Below are 21,167 nucleotides of genomic sequence, written 5' to 3'. Positions count from 1 at the left end.
AAAAGACGCCGAAGCGTCTTTTTTCGAGAGCTCAAAGAATTCTATAGAACTCTTTGAGCCAATATTTGGAGCGGGAAACGAGACTCGAACTCGCGACCCCGACCTTGGCAAGGTCGTGCTCTACCAACTGAGCTATTCCCGCGTCGTGATGGGTGCCATTCTAGCGATTTACAGAACGGCGTCAACCCCTTGATTCAAAAAAACTTTTACTTCTGCTCCGAACCTTCGCGCAGGTGCGGCCAGGCGGCCACCAGGTAGTGCACCATCGACACCAGGGTCAGCCCCGCCGCCACCAGCAGCAAGCCGTAGCCCAGCACCACCCAGAAGGTCAGCAACGGCGGGTTGGCCAGCAGGATCACCAGCGCCAGCATCTGCGCGGCGGTCTTCCACTTGCCCAGGTTCGACACCGCCACATGGGCGCGGGCGCCGAGTTCGGCCATCCACTCGCGCAGCGCCGAGACCACGATCTCGCGACCGATGATCACCGCCGCCGGCAGCGTCAGCCAGAAGTTGGCATGCACCTGCACCAGCAGCACCAGGGCCACGGCGACCATCAATTTGTCGGCCACCGGGTCTAGGAAGGCGCCGAACGGGGTGCTCTGCTGCAGCCGACGCGCCAGGTAGCCGTCGAGCCAGTCAGTGGCGGCGGCGATGGCGAACACCGTGCTGGCGGCCATGTAGCTCCAGTGATAGGGCACATAGAACAGCAGGATGAAGATCGGGATGAGCAGGACGCGTAGAACGGTGAGCAGGTTTGGAATATTCATCGGTACGACTGGCTGCGAGTTGAACCCGGCATTCTACTCGCTATGCAGGCTGGCATAAATCGACTCGGCAAGCTTTTTACTGATGCCGGGAGCCTTGGCGATCTCGTCGACACTGGCGCGGTTGAGCTCCTGCAGGCCGCCGAAATGTTTCAGCAAGTCGCGGCGGCGCTTGGGCCCGACCCCGGCGACGTCCTCCAGGCTCGAGGTGCGCCGGGCCTTGCCGCGCCGGGCGCGGTGGCCGGTGATGGCGAAGCGGTGGGCTTCGTCGCGGATCTGCTGGATCAGGTGCAGGGCCGGCGAGTCGCCCTTGAGGGTGAACTCGTGGGCCACGTCGTTCAGGTAGAGGGTCTCGAAACCGGCCTTGCGGGTCACGCCCTTGGCCACGCCGAGCAGGGTGAGATCGGTAAGGCCGAGTTCCTGCATCACCTCGCGGGCCATGTTCAGCTGGCCCTTGCCGCCGTCCACCAGCAGCACATCGGGCAGCTTGCCCTCGCCGTCCTTGATCCGCCCGTAACGGCGCATCAGCGCCTGGTGCATGGCGGCGTAATCGTCGCCGGCGGTCACGCCTTCGATGTTGAAGCGGCGGTAGTCGGATTTGAGCGGGCCTTCCGGGCCGAACACCACGCAGCTGGCCACGGTGGCCTCACCGCTGGAGTGGCTGATGTCGTAGCACTCCAGGCGCTGCGGCACTTCGTCCAGGCCCAGCACCTGGGCCAGCGCCTCGAAGCGGGCGGCCATGTGCTGGCGGTTGGCCAGGCGAGCGTTGAGGGCCTGCTCGGCGTTGGTCACCGCCAGTTGCTGCCAGCGCGCCCGGGTGCCGCGCACACGGTGGCTGATGCTCAGCTCGCGGCCGCGCAGGGTCTGCACCGCCTCGCTGATGGCGGCGAAGTCGTCATGCACCACGTTGACGATCAGCTCGCCCGGCAGCTCGCGTTCGGCGTTGCCGAGGTAGTACTGGGAAAGGAACGCGGCCATGACCTCGGCCACCTCCTCCTCGATGCCCACCTGGGGGAAGAAGTTCTTGCTGCCCAGCACCCGGCCGCCACGCACGCTGATCAGGTGCACGCAGGCGCCGCCCGGGTTGACGAAAGCCGCCACCACGTCGACATCACCGGAGCCGCCTTCCATGTACTGTTGGTCCTGGACCCGCCGCAACAGGGCGATCTGGTCGCGCAGCTCGGCGGCCTTCTCGAAATTCAGGGCCATGGCGGCCTTTTCCATCTCGGCATTGAGCTCGTTGCCCAGCTGCTGGCTGCGCCCCTCGAGGAACATCACCGAGTGACGCACGTCCTCGGCGTATTCCCCGGGCGTCACCAGGCCCACGCACGGTCCCTTGCAGCGTTTGATCTGGTACTGCAGGCACGGGCGGGTGCGGTTGGCGTAGTAGCTGTCTTCGCACTGGCGCACCGAGAACGCCTTTTGCAGCAGGCTCAGGCTCTCGCGGATGGCACCTGCGCTGGGGTACGGGCCGAAGTAGCGACCCTTGGCTTTCTTCGCGCCGCGATGGATACCCAGGCGTGGGAATTCCCCGTCAGACAGGAATACGTATGGGTAGGACTTATCGTCACGCAGCAGGATGTTGTAGGGCGGGCGCCATTCCTTGATCAGCGTCTGCTCGAGCAGCAGCGCCTCGGTTTCGTTGGCGGTGATGGTGGTCTCGACCTGGGCGATACGCCCCACCAGGGCAGCCGTCTTCGGCGCAAGACCGGTCTTGCGAAAATAGCTGGCCAGGCGTTTCTTGAGGTTCTTGGCCTTGCCCACGTACAGCAGGCGGGCCTCGCCGTCGAACATCCGGTAAACGCCCGGGCGACCGCTGCAGGTCGCCAGGAACGCACTTGCATCAAAAGGTTGTGACATGAGGTGTGCTTAAAGACTTGCGTCGACCATACCGTGACGGACGGCCAGCAAGGTCAGTTCGACGTCGCTGGTGACCGAGAGTTTTTCGAAGATTCGATAACGGTAAGTATTGACGGTCTTGGGCGACAGACACAACTTGTCAGAGATGATCTGCACCTTCTGGCAGCCGACGATCATCAGCGCAATCTGGATTTCCCGCTCGGACAGCGCATCGAACGGCGACCCCTGGGGCTGGAACGACTTGAGCGCCAGCTGCTGGGCGATCTGCGGGCTGATGTAGCGCTGGCCGGCGAAGGCCAGGCGGATGGCCTGGACCATCTCGTCGAGCCCGGCGCCCTTGGTCAGGTAGCCCGCGGCCCCCGCCTGCAACAGGCGGGTGGGAAACGGATCTTCCTCGCACACGGTCACCGCGACCACCTTGGTGTCCGGGTGACTGCGCAACAGTTTGCGCGTGGCCTCCAGGCCGCCGATCCCTGGCATCTTCACGTCCATCAGCACCACGTCCGGCTTGAGCTCGCGGGCCAGTTTGAGGGCGGACTCGCCAGAGTCCGCCTCCCCCACCACCTGCAGCCCGTCGATGTCGGCCAGCATGCGTGTGATGCCGGTACGCACCAGATCGTGATCGTCGACCACCAGGACCCTAATCAAGCAGACACCTCGTCAGTGGGGCGATTGGATCCCGCCACCTTAACAAAATTTTTCACAACGAACCTAGCGCAAAGCGTCATGGAAATATGCCTGCCGGTCAGGCCGGCGCATGCGCAGCCCTTCATGGCCACCTTCTTCACCCGCGAGGCGGTTGAGCAGGTGCCACACCGCGGCCTGGTCGGCCGACGGCAGGCGGCGAAAGGCGCCTAGCAGGCGGTTCTCATCCGAGGTCAGGCTGTCCAGGGGCGCTGGTGTGTGCACGCCGCTGAGCACATACAGCGCATCCACGCCGCGGCTCGCGACCGCCGCGAGGTAGTCCATGCGCGGCGTGCGTTCGCCGCTCTCGTATTTGCCCTGGGCGTTGGGCTCGACACCGCCGATATCGCCAAAAATGCGCTGGGTCAGCCCCAGGCGTTCGCGCTCTTCTCTGAGTCGCGGACCAAATCCGTTCATCTGCTTGCCTCCTTTGCATGAATGGAAGACGGGTGCATCCCGCACCCGAGTGAATGTCTGCACAATCGTCCGGCACTATGCCAATTGGATCCAATCGTTGCAAGCCATCATTGCGCCACGCCCTGAATCAGGGGGACAGACGACAGGGCCATCACAGTGGGTTCAGCACTGCCGTCTGCAGGCTTTACATCGCCCGCGCAAGGGGTTTGCCGGCGATGGCGGACAACACGAAAAAACCTGAATGACATTAATCGGCCAGCAGAAACCGGGCGGGACAAGCCACTGCAAGAATCACGAAAAACCACCGTTTTGACGCCATTATATCGACACCAATTAGATAATCATTTTTTTGACGCCCAACTTACATCAAACTTTAACTTATTGTTTTTAAAGGGGTTTTTAACTAACAAAACAAACTTTAAGAAAATTCCAAACAAACTAACCAACAACGCTTGCCGCACTATCAGAAAACTCCTTAGGATGTAAAAAGACCACCACGAAACAGCCTGCACCGCTACCTATCTAGCGCGGCTTGATCCTGCGCGTCTGGCATTTGCATAACTTCTTGAACTGAGTATCTCGGCCGGCCTTGCGTCGCGCCTGGGGAGAGGGATCTATGAACATCAGTATCTTCGGACTTGGCTATGTGGGAGCGGTCTGCGCCGGCTGCCTGTCGGCGCGTGGGCATCAGGTGCTGGGGGTGGACGTCGCCCAGGCGAAGATCGACATGATCAACCAGGGCCGCTCGCCCATCGTCGAGCCGGGCCTGGAGCAACTGCTGCTCGACGGCGTGCGTCAGGGGCGCCTGCGCGGCACCACCGATGTGCAGGCGGCGATCCTCGCCACCGAGCTGTCGCTGCTGTGCGTCGGCACGCCGAGCAAGGCCAATGGCGACCTCGACCTGGTGTACATGGAGGCGGTGTGCCGCGAGATCGGCGCGGCCCTGCGCGACAAGGCCAGCCGCCACACCGTGGTGGTGCGCAGCACGGTACTGCCGGGCACGGTGAAGAACGTGGTCATCCCGCTGCTCGAGCAGGCCTCGGGCAAGCAGGCCGGGCGCGACTTCGGCGTGGCGGTCAACCCGGAGTTCCTGCGCGAGAGCACGGCTATCCAGGACTACGACTTCCCGGCCATGACCGTGATCGGCGAACTCGACAGCCGTTCCGGCGACCTGCTCGCCTCGCTGTACCAGGGCCTGGACGCGCCGGTGATCCGCAAGTCGATCGAGGTCGCCGAACTGATCAAGTACACCTGCAACGTCTGGCACGCCACCAAGGTCAGCTTCGCCAACGAGATCGGCAACATCGCCAAGGCCTCCGGGGTCGATGGCCGCGAAGTGATGGATGTGGTGTGCCAGGACTACAAGCTCAACCTGTCGCGCTACTACCTGCGCCCGGGCTTTGCCTTTGGCGGTTCGTGCCTGCCCAAGGACGTGCGCGCCCTCACCTACCGCGCCAGCCAGCTTGACGTGGCGCACCCGCTGCTCGGCTCGATCATGGCCAGCAACCGCAGCCAGGTGCAGGCTGCCTTCGACCTGGTGACCCAGGCCGGCAAGCGCCGCATCGCCCTGCTGGGGCTGGCCTTCAAGGCCAACAGCGACGACCTGCGCGAGAGCCCGTTGGTGACCCTGGCCGAGCAACTGATCGGGAAAGGTTACGAGCTGCGCATCTTCGACGCCAACGTCGAGCATGCACGACAGTTCGGCGCCAACCGCCAGTACATCGAGCAACAGATCCCCCATGTCAGCGCCCTGCTGCGCAGCGACCTGCAGCAGGTGATCGATGAAGCCGAGGTGATCGTGCTGGGCAACAACGACGAACGCTTCGTGCAGGCGCTCGACGCCGGCAAGCAGGTGATCGACCTGGTCGGCTTCATGGCCGGCGGCAGCAACGCCCAACACCACGGCATCTGCTGGTAAGGCACGCCGATGCCCGCCCCTGCGGCGGGCCCCGACCCAAGGAGCTACAGCGCCATGGAACGACAACGACAGCGGCCTCTCGCGGCCCCGGGCTATCTGCGCGCAGCGGCCACCTTCTGTGCCTGGGCAATGCTCGCCGGGCTCATCGCGCTGGCCGCGCAGATGGTCGCGCCGCAGTACCTGGACCCAGGCCATCACCAGTTCATCTTCATCATTGGCACCCTGGGCATGTGGCGCTACGGCAACGCCATCGTCCACTACCTGCGCGGCATGTACTTCCTGCACTGGCGCTTCCCGCGCCTGCGCCGCCAGGTCGAGCGCCTGGGCGACGCGGCATTGCCATCGCACATGTTCATGGTGGTGACCAGCTTTCGCATCCCCACCCATACCACCTTCAAGGTGTACCAGTCGGTGTTCCAGGAGGTGCAGCGACTCAAGGTGCCGTGCACGGTGATCGCCTCGATCGTCGAGAAAGGTGACGAGCAGTTCATCAAGGACATCATGCGCGACGAGGTGCAGGGCCGCGACGACATCCGCCTGGTCATCGTCCGCGCCCGCGGCACCGGCAAGCGCGATGGCCTGGCCCACGCCTTCCGTGCCCTGTCGCGGCAGATGCCGCTGGAAGATGCGGTGGTCGGCGTGGTCGACGGCGACACCATGATGCTGCCCGGCTGCGTCGAGCGGGCGGTCAAGCTGTTCGCCGTGCTGCCCGACGTTGGTGGCCTGACCACCAACGAGTTCTGTGAGGTCGAGGGCAGCCGCTGGATGCGCCAATGGCACTCGATGCGTTTCGTCCAGCGGCACATCAACATGTGCTCGATGGCCCTGTCGCATCGGGTGCTGACCCTGACCGGGCGGCTGTCGTTCTTCCGCGCCGGGGTGATGACCGACCCGGCATTCATCCGCGATGTCGAGGCGGATTTTCTCGAGCACTGGCGCCTGGGCCGCTTCCAGTTCCTCACCGGCGACGACAAGTCCAGCTGGCTGAGCCTGATGCGCGCCGGCTGGGACACCTTCTACGTGCCCGACAGCCACACCCTGACCGTAGAGCACCCACCCAGCGACAGCTTCTGGGTCGCCACCCGCCAGTTGATGTTCCGCTGGTATGGCAACTCGCTGCGGCAGAACTTCCGCGCCACCGCCCTGCTCGGCCGCGCGCGTCTGGGGCTGTTCACCCTGTACGTGCTGCTCGACCAGCGCGTGTCGATGTGGACCTGCCTGATGGGCCTGACCGCTTCGGTGGTGGCCGGCCTGCTATTCGGCATCCAGTACCTGCTGGTGTACCTGTTCTGGGTGCTGATCTCGCGCAGCCTGGTGACCGTGCTGTTCATCTTCGCCGGGCACCCGGTCAGCCCGATGTACCCCTTCGTTCTCTATTACAACCAGATCGTCGGCTCGCTGATGAAGGTCTACGCGATGTTCCACATGGACCAGCAACGCTGGACGCGGCAGAAGACCACCCTGGCCACCGGCAGCGTCGACTTCGACGCCAACCTCAACCGCTGGTCCTCGAAGGCGATGCTGTGCTCCTCGATCGCCATCTTCTTCGGGGTCATCACCGTGCTTCTAGAACTCACGCAACGTTAAGGAAAGGCGCCTGCACATGAGTACTTCCAATACCCCCGCGGCCGCGGCCAACATCGTCCACGAAGCCATCGACGAGCGTCAGTACGTGCGCACCCGCATGAACGCCCGGGTACGCCTGGCCGGCGCCGGGCGCGAGCCGCTCGAGGCGGACCTGGCCGACATCTCGCTGGGCGGCATCGGCCTGCTGCACGAAGCGCCGTTGACCATCGGCGCGCTGTACGACGCCTCGATCCAGCTGCGCCTGAACCAGGTCGACCTGGCGATCGAAGGCAAGGTGCGCATCGTCTCCCAGCGCGGCAAGGAGGTCGGCGCGCAATTCGTCGACCTCGACGCGCAGAAGCGCGACATCCTGCGCTACCTGATCAGCGCCTACCTGTCGGGCGAAGTTGCCGACATCAACGGCCTGTTCAACGTGATGCAGCGGGAAAACTACATCAAGGCGCGCAAGCACCAGCAAGCCCGCGCGCGCACGCCGGGCGAGCGCCTCAAGGCCATCGCCGGCACCGCGCTGTACACCGCTGCCGGCCTGGCCGCGCTGGGCTTCGTCGGCTACAAGGGCTACCTGCTGTTCTTCCGCATCCCGGCACTGCAGGCCACGGTGGCGAGCAACGCCCAGGTCATCAGCATGCCGGACAACGGCTACGTGAAGTACCTGCTGCCGGCCGACGCCACCGAGGTGCGCGCCGGCCAACCACTGGCGAACATCTCCACCCAGCTGGCCACCAGTTTCACCAGCCCGGCTGACATGAAGGCCCTGGCCGACCTTGCCCCGGGCGACCTGCAGGCATTATTGGGCCGCGCCAGCGTCGAGACGGTGATCAACAGCCCGTGCGACTGCCAGGTCTGGTACCCGTCGCAACCGCTGGACGGCTACGGCTACAAGGCCGCGCCGATGATGCACCTGCTGCCCAAGGGCGAGGCCATGTTCGTGCGCGCCAACGTGCCGTTCGACAAGCTCACCGATGTCAGCCGCGTGCGCTCGGTGGACATGCAAGTGTTCGGTCTCGACCAGCACTTCAGCGGCAAGGTGGTGGACGCCCGCTCCGACGAGCTGAACCACAACCTGGCGCTGACCATCCAGCCGGACAGCCCGCTGCCGGCGGCGGCCTACCAGAAAGCCGTGGCGGTCGACCTGTACCTGGGCCTGCCGTTCGGCAGCGGCAACTGAGGGCCGCTCATGAACGCCAAGAACGCCCCGCGCCTGTTGCTGGCCGGCCTCGGCCTGGTCTGCGCCGGCAGCGGCTGGGCCGGGCAGAGCCTGGAGCAGATCCGCTACGCGCTGTACAAGGACCCGGGCGCCGACGTCACGAGCGACCTGCGCGCCCTCGCCGAGCGTGGCGACCTGGCCTCCAAGCAATTGCTCGGCGATGTGCTGGCCAACAGCGACAGTGCCAGGCGCCAGGACATCGTCAGCCTGTACCAGGAGGCCTTCGCCGACGGCCACGGCCAGATCCCGGCGCTGGCCTCGCTGGCGCGCCTGCTCGACCGCACCCCGCGCCTGCAGCGCAGTCACGAAGCATGGGTGCGCCAGGCCCTGGCCCGCTACCCCAACGACCGTGACCCACGCAGCACCAGCACCAGCCTGGAGGTGTTCCTGGTCTATCCGCAGCTGTTCCCGGGCGAGCGCGCCGCCGAACTGCTGGCGCTGTACGAACAGAGCTGCCTGCTCAACTGCCGCCCTGAGCTGTATCGCGCCGTGGTCGCCGAGCGCCAGGGCGACCGCGCCGCAGCCGAGCGCTGGTACCAGCAGGCGGCACGCATCGACCCACGCGGCATCGAGCGCTACTACCGCTTCCTCGGCGAGCGCCAGGACCCGGCCTTCCTCGCCTTCGCCCGCAGCCTGGAGCCGGAGATGGCCAGCCTGCCGGTGGAGGTCGTGCAGCGCATCGGTGCGCTGCTGGACAGCATCCATGGCACCACCCGCGCCGAACTGGACGCCGAACGCGAGCAGCGCCAGAGCCGCGCCATGGGCGCCAAGGTCGAGCCGACGGCCGAGCAACTGGCCCGCGACAAGGCCGACGACCAGCTGCGCGCCGACGGCATCGCCGAGGCCCAGCGCTGGCTGGACAACGCCGTCGCCCGTGGCTACCTGCCGGCGCTGGTGGCCAAGGCCAACTTCATGATCTCCAATCCCACCGAGCACAACGCCGAGCAGGCCCAGGCACTGATCACCCAGGTAAGGGCCAAAGACCCGACCCGCGCCAAGGCATTGGATGCCCAGTTCTACATGGTCAATAACTGGCTGACCCTGGACCCGTACAAGGCCCATGCACTGATCGACGAGCTGATCGCCGCCCACTACCCGGACGCCCGCCTGCTGCTGGGTGACCTGTACAGCAAGGGCGGCCTCGACCAGCCCGACCAGGAGCGTGCCCTGGCCATCTGGCGGCAACAGGCCGAGCAAGGCTCTACCGCCGCCTGGTACCGCATGGCCACCGTGCACCTGCGCGGCCGGGCCATCTGCCACGACCCGGTCAAGGCCTATACCTACGCCCGCATCGCCCTCGACCTCGGCGAGACCCGCGCCCGTGGCCTGATCAAACGGCTGGACAAGACCTTGTCCAAGGATGACATCGAGCGCGCCCTGGCCGTGCGCAACGATCTGTTGAAGGAGCCCACCCTGTGAAAGCGCACCCACCCCTGCTCGGCGCCCTGCTCGCCCTGGCGCCGCTGACGGTGCTGGCAGCCGAGGAAGTCACCGGCCCCGAGGCCGACAGCAGCGCGCCGGTACGCGTCGCGACCGTTGACGGCAGCGAGCCGGTGATCACCTCGGAGTTCTTCAACAAGCTCACCCTGCAGACCGGCTACGGCCCTCAGGACTCCCAGGTCGGCCGCGACCGCGAGAGTTTCTACAGCCTGCGATACGAACCGTCGTTCGCCTGGTACTCGCCGGAAAAACGCTGGGCCAGGTGGATGGTCTATGGCCGCTTGTGGCTGAACTACGACTCCAGCCAGTCGAGCAACCTGGCCAACGAATCGACCAACAGCAATGCCCGCGAACAACCCGAGGGCTGGTACGCCGAACTGCGCGAACTGTACGTCAAGCGCAACCTGATCGGCGACGACCCGCGCTTCTCGCTGTCGTTCGGCCGCCAACGTTTCGCCGACGACTACGGCATCTGGTGGGACGACAGCCTGGAGTCGGTGCGCTTCGACTATAAGGACACCTTTTCCGACGCTTTCGTCGCGCTCGGGCAGAAATTCCACAACTACAACACCGACGTCAATTCGCTGGCCGCGAGCGAAGAGCGCACGCTGTACCTGATGGGCCAATACGCCTATCGCTGGAGCCCGAACAACCAGGTTGGCGTGCGCCTGATGCAGGAGAACGACCGCAGCGACCACGACGTCGACGATCGCTACGACTTCAAGGGCTGGCGCTACGGGCTGTTCTTCAAGGGCGACAACCTGCCCCTGGCCACCGACTACCACCTGGAACTGGCGGCCCTGGAAGGCAAGATGGACAACACCGCCGGCAACGGCGTCACCAGCACCGGCCACGCCAGCAAAGGCTGGGCGGCGCTGGGCGAGGTCGGCAAGCGCTTCGAGACGCTGCCCTGGACCCCGCGCCTGGCATTGCGCGGCGGCCTGACCGACAAGCCGGACGACGACAACGACGGCTTCCGGCTCAACCCGATCCAGTCCGACCGCATCACCCGCCAGGGCTCGTACAGCACGCGCCTGACCAGTGCGTTCGTCGCCCTCGACCTGCGCAACCTGAGTTACTACGGCTTCGCCCTGGAGACCCGCCCCACCGCGCGCAGCGCCCTGGACCTGCGGGTGACCCAACTCAACCTGCGCGACGAGGGCGGCGCGCTGCCGATCCGCATGGCCGCCGATGCCCGCGCCCGACGCCAGAGCGAACTGAACGCCGGGCTGCACGGCAAGGGCGACAACGTCGGCCAGATGATCGACCTCAACTACTACTGGAAGATGTTCCCGGTAGCCCTCGACGGCAAGCGCCTGGACGTCAACACCCTGGTCAGCGCCAGCTACCTCAACGCAGGCAGCGCGCTGGACAGCGGTGACGACTACCAGCTGAGTGTCGGCGTGGTGATCAGCTACTAAGGACGGGCCAGCATGATCTTCGCCTCCAACGTATTCCTGTTCCTCTACCTGCCGCTGTTCCTGGCTATCTACTACCTGGCCCGGCCGCGGTGGCGCTCGCTGGTGATCGTTGCCGCCAGCTACGTGTTCTACGCCTGGTGGCGCCCGGACTTCCTGCTGCTGTTCGTCGCCATCACCGCCTGGAACTACGCGTTCGGCCTGGGCATCAAGGCACGCCTGGACGCCGCGGACAAACCTTGGGCCTTGCGCCTGCTGTGGTTGGGCGTGGCCGGCAACCTGGCGACGCTGGGCTACTTCAAGTACGCCAACTTCGGCGCCGAGATGCTGGCCCTGCTGCTGGCGCCGCTGGGCATCGACACCTGGACGCTGGAGAACATCTTCCTGCCGCTGGGCATCTCGTTCTATGTGTTCCATGCGCTGAGCTACATCGTCGACATCTACCGCAAGGACGCCACGCCCACGCGCAGCTTCATCGACTTCGCCGCCTTCGTCGCACTGTTCCCGCACCTGGTGGCGGGGCCGATCCTGCGCTACAGCCAGCTGGCCCCGCAGTTGCGCCAGCGCAGCCACTCGCTGGAGCTGTTCTCGCTGGGCGTGTGCCGGTTCATGCTCGGTTTCATCATGAAGGTGCTGATTGCCGACCGCCTGGCGCCGATCAACGTGCTGTTCATCGGCGAAGGCAGCCTGCAGTTCAGCGATGCCTGGTTCGGCCTGGTGGTGTCGACCCTGCAGCTGTACTTCGACTTCGCCGGTTACAGCCACATGGCCCTGGGCCTGGCGCTGATGATGGGCTTTCGCTTCCCGGAAAACTTCAACCAGCCTTATGTGTCGCAAAGCATCACCGAGTTCTGGTCGCGCTGGCACATGACCCTGGCGCATTTCCTGCGCGACTACGTCTACATGCCCCTGGTGCGCAAGCGCGTGGCCGGCGCCCTGCCGGCGCTGGTGTGGACCATGCTGCTGTCGGGCCTGTGGCACGGAGCGAGCTTCGCCTTCATCTGCTGGGGGCTGTTCTTCGGCATCGGCATGGTGCTGGAGCGCAAGTTCGGCCTGGCCACCAAGGTCAGTACACCGTACCGCCTGGGCCGCAACCTGCGCACCGCGCTGCTGATCATCCTGAGCATGCCGCTGTTCTTCACCATGAACCTGCGCCACAGCCTCGACATCTACCAGGCGCTGCTGGGCCTGAACGGCTTCGGCTCGCTGGAGCTGTACGTGCTCGGCGCCTCGAAGATGGCCATGGCCTTCGCCCTGGTGGCAGTCGCCTGGCTGATCCTGGCCGGGATCAACAACGTGCGCTTCTACGCCGGCAACCAGGACGGCTACTTCATGCGCCATGTCGGGGTGCTGCACAGCCTGCTGCTGTGGGCCGGCTTCCTGCTGGCGCTGAGCAGCCTGGCGGCCAGTTCGTTTTCGCCGTTCCTGTATTTCCAGTTCTAGGAGAGTGCCGTGTACCCGGTGATGAAGACGGCCAGCAAGGCCAACGGTGTGATCTTCGCCCTGGCGTTGGCGGCGATGTTCGTCTACTCGCTGCCGCCAGTGCTGAGCTTCGCCCGCGCCCAGACCGACAGCTGGAACCTGTTCGTCGACGGCAAGCTGTTGCGCAAGTTCGAGCAGGTCTACGACAAGCGCTTGTTCCTGCGCGAACCCTCGGTGCAGCTGTGGGCCGACGCACGCTTCCAGCTGTTCGGCGAGGGCACCCAGGGCGTGGTGCTGGGCAAGGACGGCTGGCTCTACACTAGCCAGGAGTACCGCGTGCCCAACGACCTGGACGCCAACCTGGCGAGCCAGCTGGCGCAGATCGCCAAGGTCGGGCAGCAACTGGCCGAGCATGGCAAGCACCTGGTGCTGCTGCCCTTGCCGATGAAGCTGGATATCTATGCCGCCCATGCCGAGCGCGCCTTCGACCCACGGGTGGCCAGCCTCTATGACCGCTTCGTCGCCGACCTGCAACTGCGCCGCCTGGATGTGGTGCCGCTGCGTGACGCCTACCTGCGCAACCTGGCAGGTCCGCGCCTGTTCCTCAAGTCCGACACCCACTGGAGCCCGGACGGCGCGCGGCTGTCGGCCTATGAACTGGCACGCCAGCGCCCGCGCCTGCTCGGTGACCAGGTGTATGTCTCGCACAAGGCCGGCGACAAGACGGTCAAGGGCGACCTGATGAACTACCTGCAGTTCGACCATGCCCGCCTGGCGCCACAGTTCGGCGCCAATCCGATCGAACTGTACGAAACCCTCAAGGCCGCCCAGAGCAGTGACGAGCTGTTCGCCGAGCAGACGCAGAGCCTGCTGCTGGTGGGCACCAGCTACAGCAAGATCGACGATTGGAACTTCGTCGGTTTCCTCAAGGAAGCGCTCAACCGTGACCTGTTGTCCGTCGCCGTAGAGGCCCGTGGGCCGTTCGAGGCGATGAACCAGTTCCTCGCCAGCGACCAGTTGCACAACCCGCAGATCGACACCGTGATCTGGGAGTTCCCCCTGCGCACCCTGCTTGCCCATCGCCCCGGCGCGCTTGCCCGCGACGCCCAGCCCGCGCATTTCTGACGTCCCAAGGAGAACCTGATGAAGCTTTCGCCCCTGTTCACCGCCCTGGCCCTGACCGCCGCCAGCCACACCGCCCTGGCCGCCGAAGGCAATGCCGACCTGTACGACGCCGTGGCCCCGGCCGACTCGGCCTTCGTGCGCGTGCTCAACCTGTCCGACAGCAGCATCGATGTGGCCCTCAGCGGCAAGCTCAATGCGCAGAAGGTCGCCCCGGGGCAGCTCAGCGGCTACCGCTTCGTGCCGGCCGGGGTACACCGGATCGGCATCGGTGCCACGGCCATCGAGCCGACCCTGGCGGCCAACGCCGCCAGCACCGTGGTGTACGACGGCAAGCAGCTGCAAGTGATCGCCGACCAGTACGTCAATGAGCCGAAGAAGGCCCAGGTGGCCTTCTACAACCTGACCCCGGCCCAGGCCACGCTGCGCACCGCCGACGGCAAGCACGAGGTGGTCAAGGCCCTGACCAAGGGCCAGACCGGCGCGCGCATGGTCAACGAAATCAAGATCGACTTCGCCGCCTATGTCGGCGGTCAGGAAGTGGCCAGCTTCGACGAGTTGTTTCTCAAGAAAGGCCGTTCCTACAGCTACGTGCTGCTGCCAGGCAATCGCAGCCTGAGCCTGGCCAACAGCATCGACCCGACCGAGTGACACACCGCCGCAAGGATGACTGGCCCATGAACACCTTCCTCCCTCTTGGCCTGGCGGCCACCCTGGCGCTGACGGCCCTGCCCGGCCAGGCCGCCGAGCCCGCCCGACCCGGCTGCGAGAACCTGCAGTGCATGGTCTGCCCGGCCCTGGCCGAACCGCAGCACTATGCCGAAGGGCGCATGAAGCTGATGCGCCAGATCGTCCCCGGCAAGGAGCGCTGGCTGTTCCGCTCGATGGTCGACCTGACCAACGACTTCGGCATTCCCGCGCCCATGCGCCCGGAGTTCGCCCGGCTGATGGACGCGTTCCACCGCCAGGGCATCCAGGTGGCCATGGCGGTCCAGCCGACCCGCGGCCTGATGCACCGCGACAAGCTCTACGCCGACCAGTTGCATGGTTTCGACTTCGAGCGCGCCAGCCGCAACCTCGACACCTACCTGGGGCAACTGCGCCAGGGCGGCGCGGTGGTGGCGCCGATGATGCAGCTGGTGCGCCAGCCGCCCCAGGGCGAATACTTCTTCCGCCGCGACCACCACTGGACCCCGGCCGGCGCCGAGGCCACGGCCAGGTTGATGGCCGAGGAGATCCGCCGCCAGCCGTTCTACAGTGGCTTGAGCAAGAAACGCTACAGCACCGAGCCCGGCGTGATGGTACCCAAGGACGGCACGCTGAACCTGGCCCTGAGCTATATCTGCGGCAACAACTACGGGTTCCAGTACGTACGCGGCTACCAGACCGTGCCTGTGGCCGATAGCAGCGATGCCCTGTTCGACGAAGCGCCCGACCCCGAGGTGATCCTGGTCGGCGACAGCAATGCTGCGGCCCGCGAGGACGAGAGCAAGCAGTTCAACTTCGACGGCTACCTGAAACAGTACCTGCAGGCGGATGTGCTCAACTACGCGCTGCCCGGCGTGGGCGAGGACGGCTCGCTCCTGGAATACCTGCTGTCTGCCGACTACAAGCCCGAGGCGCCGCCCAAGCTGATCGTCTGGGAACTGCCGGCCAACTACCGCCTGGACTCGCCGTTGATGTATCGCCAGTTGGTGCCGGCGATACACGGTGGCTGCAAGGCTTCCAGGGAGCTACTGGGCACGAAACTGCAGCGGCCGGCACTGCAGGTCGGCGAGCGCATCGAACTGCTGAGCAATGCCGGCAGTGCCCGGCAGGCGGTGTCCAAGGGCTTTCTCGACATCCGCCTGAGCGACAGGAACGTCAAGGATTTCTACATCATCGTCTATTACGACAACGGCGCCCGCGACAAGGTGTGGTTCCGTCGCGAGGCGGCAGTCGGTGGCGGCCAGTTCTACCTGGAGCTGAGCCGGGCGCCCGAGTTTGCCGGCGCCAACCTGCTCTCGGTATTCCTCGAGCCGACCAAGGCCGGCACCGCCGCCACCGATGTGGAGACCCGCCTGTGCCTGTGAAATCGATAATAGGGGCTGCTGCGCAGCCCATCGCCGGCAAGCCGGCTCCCACAGGGGAATGCACGGCACTTGTGGGAGCCGGCTTGCCGGCGATGGGCCGCAAAGCGGCCCCAGGGTTGCCCCTGCTGCTTGCAATCGCCCTGCTGCCCCTGCCCGGCCATGCTGCGCAAACCATCTGGCCCGCCCGCGCCACCGCGCAGTCGGCCCTGATCGCCGACTACCACAGCCTGACCTGCAGCAAGCAACCGCCACCACCCTATACCGGCAGCCTGCACCTGCAGAGCAAGTACGATCAACGCGACGCCAGCAAGTCGACCTTGCGCGCCGCGCCCGACGCCGACAGCGAGCGCATTGCCCGGCAGGTCAAACAGTTCATCGCAGGCGTGATCCAGGCCGGCAAGCGCTTCCAGAAGGCGAAGAAGCCCCAGGAAGCAAACATGGCCCTGGCCTGCCAGGAGCAGTGGCTGGAGCATTGGGCGCAAGCCGGTGCCCTGCTCGATCCGGATGCCAGCAACACCGGCATGGCGGCGCGCAAGTGGGCGCTGGCGGCCATGGCCGGCGCGGTGCTGCTGACCCAGGCGGCCGCCGACGGCAAGGTCCGCCTCACCCCCGTGCAACACCGTTGGTTCAGCCAGCTTGGCGAACAGGTGATCCGCGAATACGACCCGCGCCGCCAGTCCACCACCGTGTACTTCAACAACCACGACTACTGGGCCGCCTGGGCGGTGGCCGCCGCCGGCATGCTGGTGGGCCGCGACGATTTCATCCGCTGGGCCGACGGCAATCTGCGCCGGGGCCTGGCCCAGGCCGTGCGCAGGGGCGACCAGGCCTACCTGCCGCTGGAGGTGGCGCGCAGCAGGCTGGCTGCCAACTACAGCCAGTACGCCCTGGTGCCGCTGGTACTGTTGAGCGAATCGGCGCTCGCCAATGGCCTGCCCTGGAGCGACGACGACCAGCGCATCCTCGACCAACTGGCCAGTTTCGCCGCAAGCAGCGTGCTCGCCCCGGACACCCTGCCCGAGCTCAAAGGGCAGCGCCAGGCCGAAGTCGCGCCGTACAAGCTGGCCTGGCTGATCCCGTTCCTCGCCCGCCGGCCCGGACACGCCCTCGCCCGCCAGCTGTACGACAGCGAGGACGGCGAGGTGGACAACTACAGCCAGATCGGTGGCCTGCTCAAGCCGGCCTACCCCACCCTGCCTTGATCAAGGACGTTCCCATGGCACCGTTCAGCCGCTTTTCCCTCACCTGCCTGGCCGCCCTGCTGCTGGCGACGACCGCCCAGGCCGCGCCGGTGATGGACACCCTGCCCCAGGCGCAGCACCAGCAACAGCTGGACCAGCTGCGTCGCCAGGTCCGCCAGGCCGTAAGCTTCGAACAGGCCCGTCGAGCGCCCCCCGCAGGCCGCGCCAGCGTGAGCCTGCAACCGATGTTCTCGTCCCAGGCCGGCAGCTGGCCGTTCGAGCCGTTCGTCAACAATGGCCTGTTCCGCGCCATCGCCGGCTACCAGGCGCACCACCCGCAGGCCGTGGTGCTGCGCGGTGGCAGCATCACCCTGGCGCAACTGCATGACGCGCTGCGCGATCCGCGGGTACTCAGGCCCTACAAGGACGGCTACCTGCTCAGCTACCCGTTGATGATCGGCGCCGATGCCGGGCTGCTGCTCGAGGGCGCCCATCTCTACCTGTACAGTTTTTCCGGCACCGCGTTGATCAACCAGGGCTGGTTGGGGCTGGAGCGTTCGACACTGGAGAGCGTGGCCGGCGACAAACCAGGCAACACCGATCGCGCCTGGCGCCCCTTCGTGGTGGCCTGGGCCGGCAGCCACACCCAGGTGATCGGCTCGACACTCCGGCGCCTGGGCTACAACGCCAACCTGTCCCGCGGGCTGAGCACCGCGCTGAGTACCCAGCAACCCGCCGGTACGCGCCCCGCCACGCTGCTGATCGAAAGCAGTCAGTTCAGCGAATTGTCCAGCGCGGTGGAGCTGCAACACAGCCAGGCGACCATCACCGGCAGCCGCTTCGAAGGCTCGCAGCAATACGCGGTCGACGCCCGCGACAGCCAGTTGCACCTGCATGACAATCAGGTGCGGGGCATCGACAACAACAGCGGCGTGCGCCTGCGCGGCCAGACCCGGGCGCTGGTCGAGGGCAACCTGATCCTCGGCGCCGCCAAGGCCGCCATCGAAATCAGCGACCAGCGCGGCGCCGTGTGGCTGGCGGGCAACCGTATCGGCGACAGCCAGGGCAACGGCATCCAGCTGCGCAACCTGGCGCCCACGCCCGAGGCGCCGCTGCTGATCGACGACAACCTGCTGGCCAGCAGCCAGGGCAGCGCGGTGGACGTCAGCGAGGTGGCGGCCCTGGCCCTGGTCGGCAATCGCATCGGCAACACCCCGGAGTACGCCGTCAGCCTGCGCAATGCCACGCCCCTGCCGGGCCCGCTGCTGCTCAGTGGCAATCGCCTGGGACAGGTGGGCAAGGCGGTGGTGCGGGTCGAGGGACTGCGGGAGGTCGAGTTGGGGAACAATACCTTCGACGGCAAGGCGCTGCTGCAGAACCTGCTGGCCGGTGACCTGCTGGTGCTGCAGGGACAAGTGCTGGAGGCGACGTTGGTCCAGGGGCGGATGGTGCGGCTGCGTCAGTAGTAGCTCAGGCGACCGGGCGCTGCATCCGCACGAAACACTCGTCCATGCCCACTTCAACGAAGCCCCGGCGCTGGTACAGGCGCCGCGCCGGGTTGCTGGCGAACACCATCAGCCGCAGCCATGGCAGCCGGCGTTGCGCCGCCCAGGCGGCCAGTTCCTCCAGCACCCAGCTGCCCACGCCGCGGCCTCGATATTCGGGCAACAGGTGCAACTCGCGAATGAACAACGCCTGGCGATCCTGGCTGAGGCTGCAGAACCCCAGTACTTGTTCGTCCTCGACCACCAACCACTGTTCGCGCCAGCCCCAGGCCTCGTCGAAGGCTTCCTCGATCCACAGCAGGTCGAACTCGCGGTAGTACGGCAGCATGGCGCGGCGGGTGAGGTCGCGGGCAAACGTCAGGTAGTCATCGCTGGCGGGGATCAGTTCAAGGGGCATAGCACACCGGTGAACTGGCCGGGCCACGGCGCTCCAGCTCATCCTCCAGCCACCGGGCCAGGACCTGGGCATTGTTGTGCTCGGTATCCTTGCCAGCGTAGAGCAAGGTCAAATCGCCTTTGCCGGCCAGGTCCAGCAACGGATACCAGTGCTCGGGGTGGGCGGCCAGTTCCTGCTGATAGCGCTGGACAAAGGCTGCAAAGTCCAATTCACCGGAGTGAAATGCCTTGCGCAGTGCATCGGAGGGCGCGACTTCGCGCAACCACTGCCCATGCAGGTCTTCCTTGCGCTTATTACGGGGCCACAGGCGATCGACCAGCACGCGCTGGCCATCCTGCACCTCGACGCTCTCGTAGACGCGTTTGCAGCGAATCATCAGGTACTCCTGCGACATCGTTCCCCTACAAGCCTAGGGCCTTCATTGATCGAGGTCACGGCCCGGTAACGAATTGTTTCTATGCTGTATACCTTCGGCACCACCGCCCGACGCCAACCGGAGCCCTCATGGCAACCCCGTCACTGGCCAGCCAGCCCGACCTGAGCCTGCGCCCCCCAGGCCCATCCCTTGCCCACAAACCCGGACGCGCCACCCTCACCTTGTTCTTCGGCCTGCTGCTGGCGGGCCTGGCCTACACCTTCTGGAGCCTCAAGCAGGACGTCAGCGCCAGCGGCACCGTCGTCACCACCGTCACCCCTTTCCTGTTGCTGGGCCTGGCCCTGCTGATCGCCCTGGGCTTCGAGTTCGTCAATGGTTTCCACGACACCGCCAACGCCGTGGCCACGGTGATCTACACCCATTCACTGCCAGCTTCGGTGGCGGTGGTGTGGTCGGGGTTGTGCAATTTCCTCGGAGTGCTGCTGTCCAGCGGCGCGGTGGCCTTCGGCATCATCGCCCTGCTGCCGGTGGAGCTGATCCTGCAGGTCGGCTCGTCGGCCGGTTTCGCCATGGTCTTCGCCCTGCTGCTGGCGGCGATCATCTGGAACCTCGGCACCTGGTGGCTGGGGCTGCCAGCCTCGTCCTCGCATACCCTGATCGGCTCGATCATCGGCGTGGGCGTGGCCAATGCATTGATGCACGGGCGTGACGGCACCAGCGGCGTGGATTGGGCCCAGGCCAGCAAGGTCGGCTATGCCCTGTTGTTCTCGCCGTTGATCGGCTTCGCCTGCGCCGCCCTGTTGCTGCTCGCCCTGCGCGCGCTGGTCAAGCGCCGCGAGCTGTACCAGGCACCAGAAGGCCAGACGCCGCCGCCCTGGTGGATCCGCGGCGTGCTGATCCTCACCTGCACCGGCGTGTCCTTCGCCCACGGCTCCAACGACGGGCAGAAAGGCATGGGCCTGATCATGCTGATCCTGGTCGGCACCCTGCCGATGGCCTATGCCCTGAACAAGACCATGCCCAACGAGCAGGCCCTGCAGTTCTCGGCCGTCGCCGAGGTCACCCGCCAGGCCCTGGTAAGGGCCGCCCCCGCGCCCGCCCCGGCCGATCCGCGCCAGGTGCTGACCGCGTTCGTCGCCACCCCGAAGGCCAGCCCCGAGCTGCTGCCGGCGCTGGCCGCGCTGACTGGCATGATCGGCGAGGAGGTCAAGGGCTACGGCTCGCTCAAACGCGTGCCGGCCGAGGCCATGGCCAACGTGCGCAACGACATGTACCTGGCCAGCGAAGCCATCCGCCAGATCGACAAGCACCAGCTGGCCCGCTACGACGCCGACACCGCCCGCCATGTGCAACTGTTCAAGCGCCAGCTGGACGACGCCACCCGCTATATCCCACTGTGGGTCAAGGTGGCGGTGGCCATCGCCCTGGGCCTGGGCACCATGGTCGGCTGGCGGCGCATCGTGGTGACGGTGGGCGAGAAGATCGGCAAGACCCACCTGAGCTATGCCCAGGGCGCTTCGGCCGAGGTGGTGGCGATGTGCACCATCGGCGCGGCGGATATGTTCGGCCTGCCGGTATCGACCACCCATGTGCTGAGCTCGGGGGTGGCCGGGACCATGGTGGCCAACGGCTCGGGGATTCAACGCAAGACGCTGGTCAACCTGCTGATGGCCTGGGTGCTGACATTGCCGGCGGCGATGGTGCTGGCGGGGTGTCTGTACTGGCTACTCAACCAGCTCTTCTGATCCTGTAGGAGCGGCTTCAGCCGCGATCACCCGCAAAGCGGGTGCCAGGCTC

At 65.9% G+C, this 21,167-nt stretch carries 18 protein-coding genes and 1 tRNA gene; 12 read left to right on the top strand and 7 right to left on the bottom strand.

Annotated features, from left to right (window positions below; genetic code table 11):
* Positions 1-66: 66 nt before the first annotated feature.
* The 5 genes from CCOS191_RS10335 to CCOS191_RS10315 form a co-directional block, all read right to left on the bottom strand.
* Positions 67-142 (bottom strand) — tRNA-Gly (locus tag CCOS191_RS10335).
* A 64-nt stretch (positions 143-206) separates the two neighbouring features.
* Entirely contained in the window at positions 207-767 is a 561-nt protein-coding gene (pgsA, locus tag CCOS191_RS10330; protein WP_038706385.1) for a CDP-diacylglycerol--glycerol-3-phosphate 3-phosphatidyltransferase, read from the bottom strand.
* 33 nt (positions 768-800) lie between these two features.
* Positions 801-2,624 carry an excinuclease ABC subunit UvrC gene (gene uvrC / locus CCOS191_RS10325; RefSeq protein WP_046855103.1) on the bottom strand — a complete coding sequence of 608 codons (1,824 nt, stop codon included), beginning with the start codon at positions 2,622-2,624 and terminating at the stop codon, positions 801-803.
* A 9-nt stretch (positions 2,625-2,633) separates the two neighbouring features.
* Positions 2,634-3,272, bottom strand: coding sequence for a response regulator transcription factor GacA (gene gacA / locus CCOS191_RS10320; RefSeq protein WP_023631421.1), 639 nt, complete (start codon positions 3,270-3,272; stop codon positions 2,634-2,636).
* A 63-nt stretch (positions 3,273-3,335) separates the two neighbouring features.
* Entirely contained in the window at positions 3,336-3,725 is a 390-nt protein-coding gene (locus CCOS191_RS10315) for a helix-turn-helix domain-containing protein (RefSeq protein WP_046855102.1), read from the bottom strand.
* A 616-nt stretch (positions 3,726-4,341) separates the two neighbouring features.
* Between CCOS191_RS10315 and CCOS191_RS10310 the strand changes: the two genes are divergently transcribed.
* The 11 genes from CCOS191_RS10310 to CCOS191_RS10260 all read left to right on the top strand — a co-directional run bounded on the left by CCOS191_RS10310 (position 4,342) and on the right by CCOS191_RS10260 (position 18,558).
* A complete protein-coding gene (locus CCOS191_RS10310) occupies positions 4,342-5,643 on the top strand; it encodes a nucleotide sugar dehydrogenase (RefSeq protein WP_046855101.1) in 1,302 nt (433 codons plus the stop codon).
* Between the two features lie 54 nt (positions 5,644-5,697).
* Positions 5,698-7,230, top strand: coding sequence for a glycosyltransferase (locus CCOS191_RS10305; RefSeq protein ID WP_172670885.1), 1,533 nt, complete (start codon positions 5,698-5,700; stop codon positions 7,228-7,230).
* A gap of 16 nt (positions 7,231-7,246) precedes the next feature.
* Positions 7,247-8,398: a PilZ domain-containing protein gene (locus CCOS191_RS10300; protein WP_046855100.1), complete on the top strand. Its 1,152-nt coding sequence runs from the start codon at positions 7,247-7,249 to the stop codon at positions 8,396-8,398.
* A 9-nt stretch (positions 8,399-8,407) separates the two neighbouring features.
* On the top strand, positions 8,408-9,856 hold the full coding sequence (locus tag CCOS191_RS10295; protein ID WP_046855099.1) for an SEL1-like repeat protein: 1,449 nt from the start codon (positions 8,408-8,410) through the stop codon (positions 9,854-9,856).
* Complete coding sequence (locus tag CCOS191_RS10290; protein ID WP_046855098.1) at positions 9,853-11,298, top strand: alginate export family protein; 1,446 nt, start codon at positions 9,853-9,855, stop codon at positions 11,296-11,298. Before CCOS191_RS10295 ends, CCOS191_RS10290 begins: the two co-directional genes overlap by 4 nt.
* Positions 11,299-11,310: 12 nt before the next feature.
* A complete protein-coding gene (locus CCOS191_RS10285; RefSeq protein ID WP_046855097.1) occupies positions 11,311-12,738 on the top strand; it encodes an MBOAT family O-acyltransferase in 1,428 nt (475 codons plus the stop codon).
* Between the two features lie 9 nt (positions 12,739-12,747).
* Positions 12,748-13,842: an alginate O-acetyltransferase gene (locus CCOS191_RS10280; RefSeq protein WP_046855096.1), complete on the top strand. Its 1,095-nt coding sequence runs from the start codon at positions 12,748-12,750 to the stop codon at positions 13,840-13,842.
* Between the two features lie 18 nt (positions 13,843-13,860).
* Positions 13,861-14,490 (top strand): alginate O-acetyltransferase AlgF, encoded by a 630-nt coding sequence (locus CCOS191_RS10275; protein ID WP_046855095.1) that lies wholly within the window; start codon positions 13,861-13,863, stop codon positions 14,488-14,490.
* 26 nt (positions 14,491-14,516) lie between these two features.
* Positions 14,517-15,911, top strand: coding sequence for an alginate O-acetyltransferase AlgX-related protein (locus CCOS191_RS10270; protein WP_046855094.1), 1,395 nt, complete (start codon positions 14,517-14,519; stop codon positions 15,909-15,911).
* Positions 15,912-16,003: 92 nt separating this feature from the next.
* Complete coding sequence (locus CCOS191_RS10265) at positions 16,004-17,113, top strand: polysaccharide lyase (protein WP_046855093.1); 1,110 nt, start codon at positions 16,004-16,006, stop codon at positions 17,111-17,113.
* Between the two features lie 14 nt (positions 17,114-17,127).
* A complete protein-coding gene (locus CCOS191_RS10260) occupies positions 17,128-18,558 on the top strand; it encodes a right-handed parallel beta-helix repeat-containing protein (protein WP_082120392.1) in 1,431 nt (476 codons plus the stop codon).
* Between the two features lie 4 nt (positions 18,559-18,562).
* Here the strand turns inward: CCOS191_RS10260 and CCOS191_RS10255 are convergent, their stop codons facing one another.
* Together CCOS191_RS10255 and CCOS191_RS10250 are read right to left on the bottom strand one after the other, a co-directional pair.
* The gene (locus CCOS191_RS10255; protein ID WP_046855092.1) at positions 18,563-18,994 is read right to left on the bottom strand and encodes a GNAT family N-acetyltransferase; all 432 of its coding nucleotides are present in this window, start codon (positions 18,992-18,994) and stop codon (positions 18,563-18,565) included.
* Positions 18,984-19,370, bottom strand: a complete 387-nt coding sequence (locus CCOS191_RS10250; protein ID WP_046855091.1) for a DUF488 domain-containing protein — start codon at positions 19,368-19,370, stop codon at positions 18,984-18,986. Before CCOS191_RS10250 ends, CCOS191_RS10255 begins: the two co-directional genes overlap by 11 nt.
* Before the next feature lie 128 nt (positions 19,371-19,498).
* On the opposite strand from CCOS191_RS10250, the gene CCOS191_RS10245 reads away from it, so the two are divergent.
* The gene (locus CCOS191_RS10245; protein ID WP_046855090.1) at positions 19,499-21,115 is read left to right on the top strand and encodes an inorganic phosphate transporter; all 1,617 of its coding nucleotides are present in this window, start codon (positions 19,499-19,501) and stop codon (positions 21,113-21,115) included.
* Positions 21,116-21,167: the final 52 nt, after the last annotated feature.

The sequence above is a fragment of the Pseudomonas sp. CCOS 191 genome (assembly GCF_001007005.1).
GTDB lineage: Bacteria > Pseudomonadota > Gammaproteobacteria > Pseudomonadales > Pseudomonadaceae > Aquipseudomonas > Aquipseudomonas soli.
Note: the sequence above shows the minus strand (reverse complement) of the source record. Positions and strands in the feature narration are given on the sequence as shown.

What these genes read in the sequence shown, in the direction of transcription:
- pgsA (WP_038706385.1), bottom strand. Translation starts at nt 767, where the DNA reads ATGAATATTCCAAACCTGCTCACCGTTCTACGCGTCCTGCTCATCCCG.
- uvrC (WP_046855103.1), bottom strand. Translation starts at nt 2,624, where the DNA reads ATGTCACAACCTTTTGATGCAAGTGCGTTCCTGGCGACCTGCAGCGGT.
- CCOS191_RS10315 (WP_046855102.1), bottom strand. Translation starts at nt 3,725, where the DNA reads ATGAACGGATTTGGTCCGCGACTCAGAGAAGAGCGCGAACGCCTGGGG.
- CCOS191_RS10310 (WP_046855101.1), top strand. Translation starts at nt 4,342, where the DNA reads ATGAACATCAGTATCTTCGGACTTGGCTATGTGGGAGCGGTCTGCGCC.
- CCOS191_RS10305 (WP_172670885.1), top strand. Translation starts at nt 5,698, where the DNA reads ATGGAACGACAACGACAGCGGCCTCTCGCGGCCCCGGGCTATCTGCGC.
- CCOS191_RS10300 (WP_046855100.1), top strand. Translation starts at nt 7,247, where the DNA reads ATGAGTACTTCCAATACCCCCGCGGCCGCGGCCAACATCGTCCACGAA.
- CCOS191_RS10295 (WP_046855099.1), top strand. Translation starts at nt 8,408, where the DNA reads ATGAACGCCAAGAACGCCCCGCGCCTGTTGCTGGCCGGCCTCGGCCTG.
- CCOS191_RS10285 (WP_046855097.1), top strand. Translation starts at nt 11,311, where the DNA reads ATGATCTTCGCCTCCAACGTATTCCTGTTCCTCTACCTGCCGCTGTTC.
- CCOS191_RS10275 (WP_046855095.1), top strand. Translation starts at nt 13,861, where the DNA reads ATGAAGCTTTCGCCCCTGTTCACCGCCCTGGCCCTGACCGCCGCCAGC.
- CCOS191_RS10270 (WP_046855094.1), top strand. Translation starts at nt 14,517, where the DNA reads ATGAACACCTTCCTCCCTCTTGGCCTGGCGGCCACCCTGGCGCTGACG.
- CCOS191_RS10265 (WP_046855093.1), top strand. Translation starts at nt 16,004, where the DNA reads ATGGGCCGCAAAGCGGCCCCAGGGTTGCCCCTGCTGCTTGCAATCGCC.
- CCOS191_RS10260 (WP_082120392.1), top strand. Translation starts at nt 17,128, where the DNA reads ATGGCACCGTTCAGCCGCTTTTCCCTCACCTGCCTGGCCGCCCTGCTG.
- CCOS191_RS10255 (WP_046855092.1), bottom strand. Translation starts at nt 18,994, where the DNA reads ATGCCCCTTGAACTGATCCCCGCCAGCGATGACTACCTGACGTTTGCC.
- CCOS191_RS10250 (WP_046855091.1), bottom strand. Translation starts at nt 19,370, where the DNA reads ATGATTCGCTGCAAACGCGTCTACGAGAGCGTCGAGGTGCAGGATGGC.
- CCOS191_RS10245 (WP_046855090.1), top strand. Translation starts at nt 19,499, where the DNA reads ATGGCAACCCCGTCACTGGCCAGCCAGCCCGACCTGAGCCTGCGCCCC.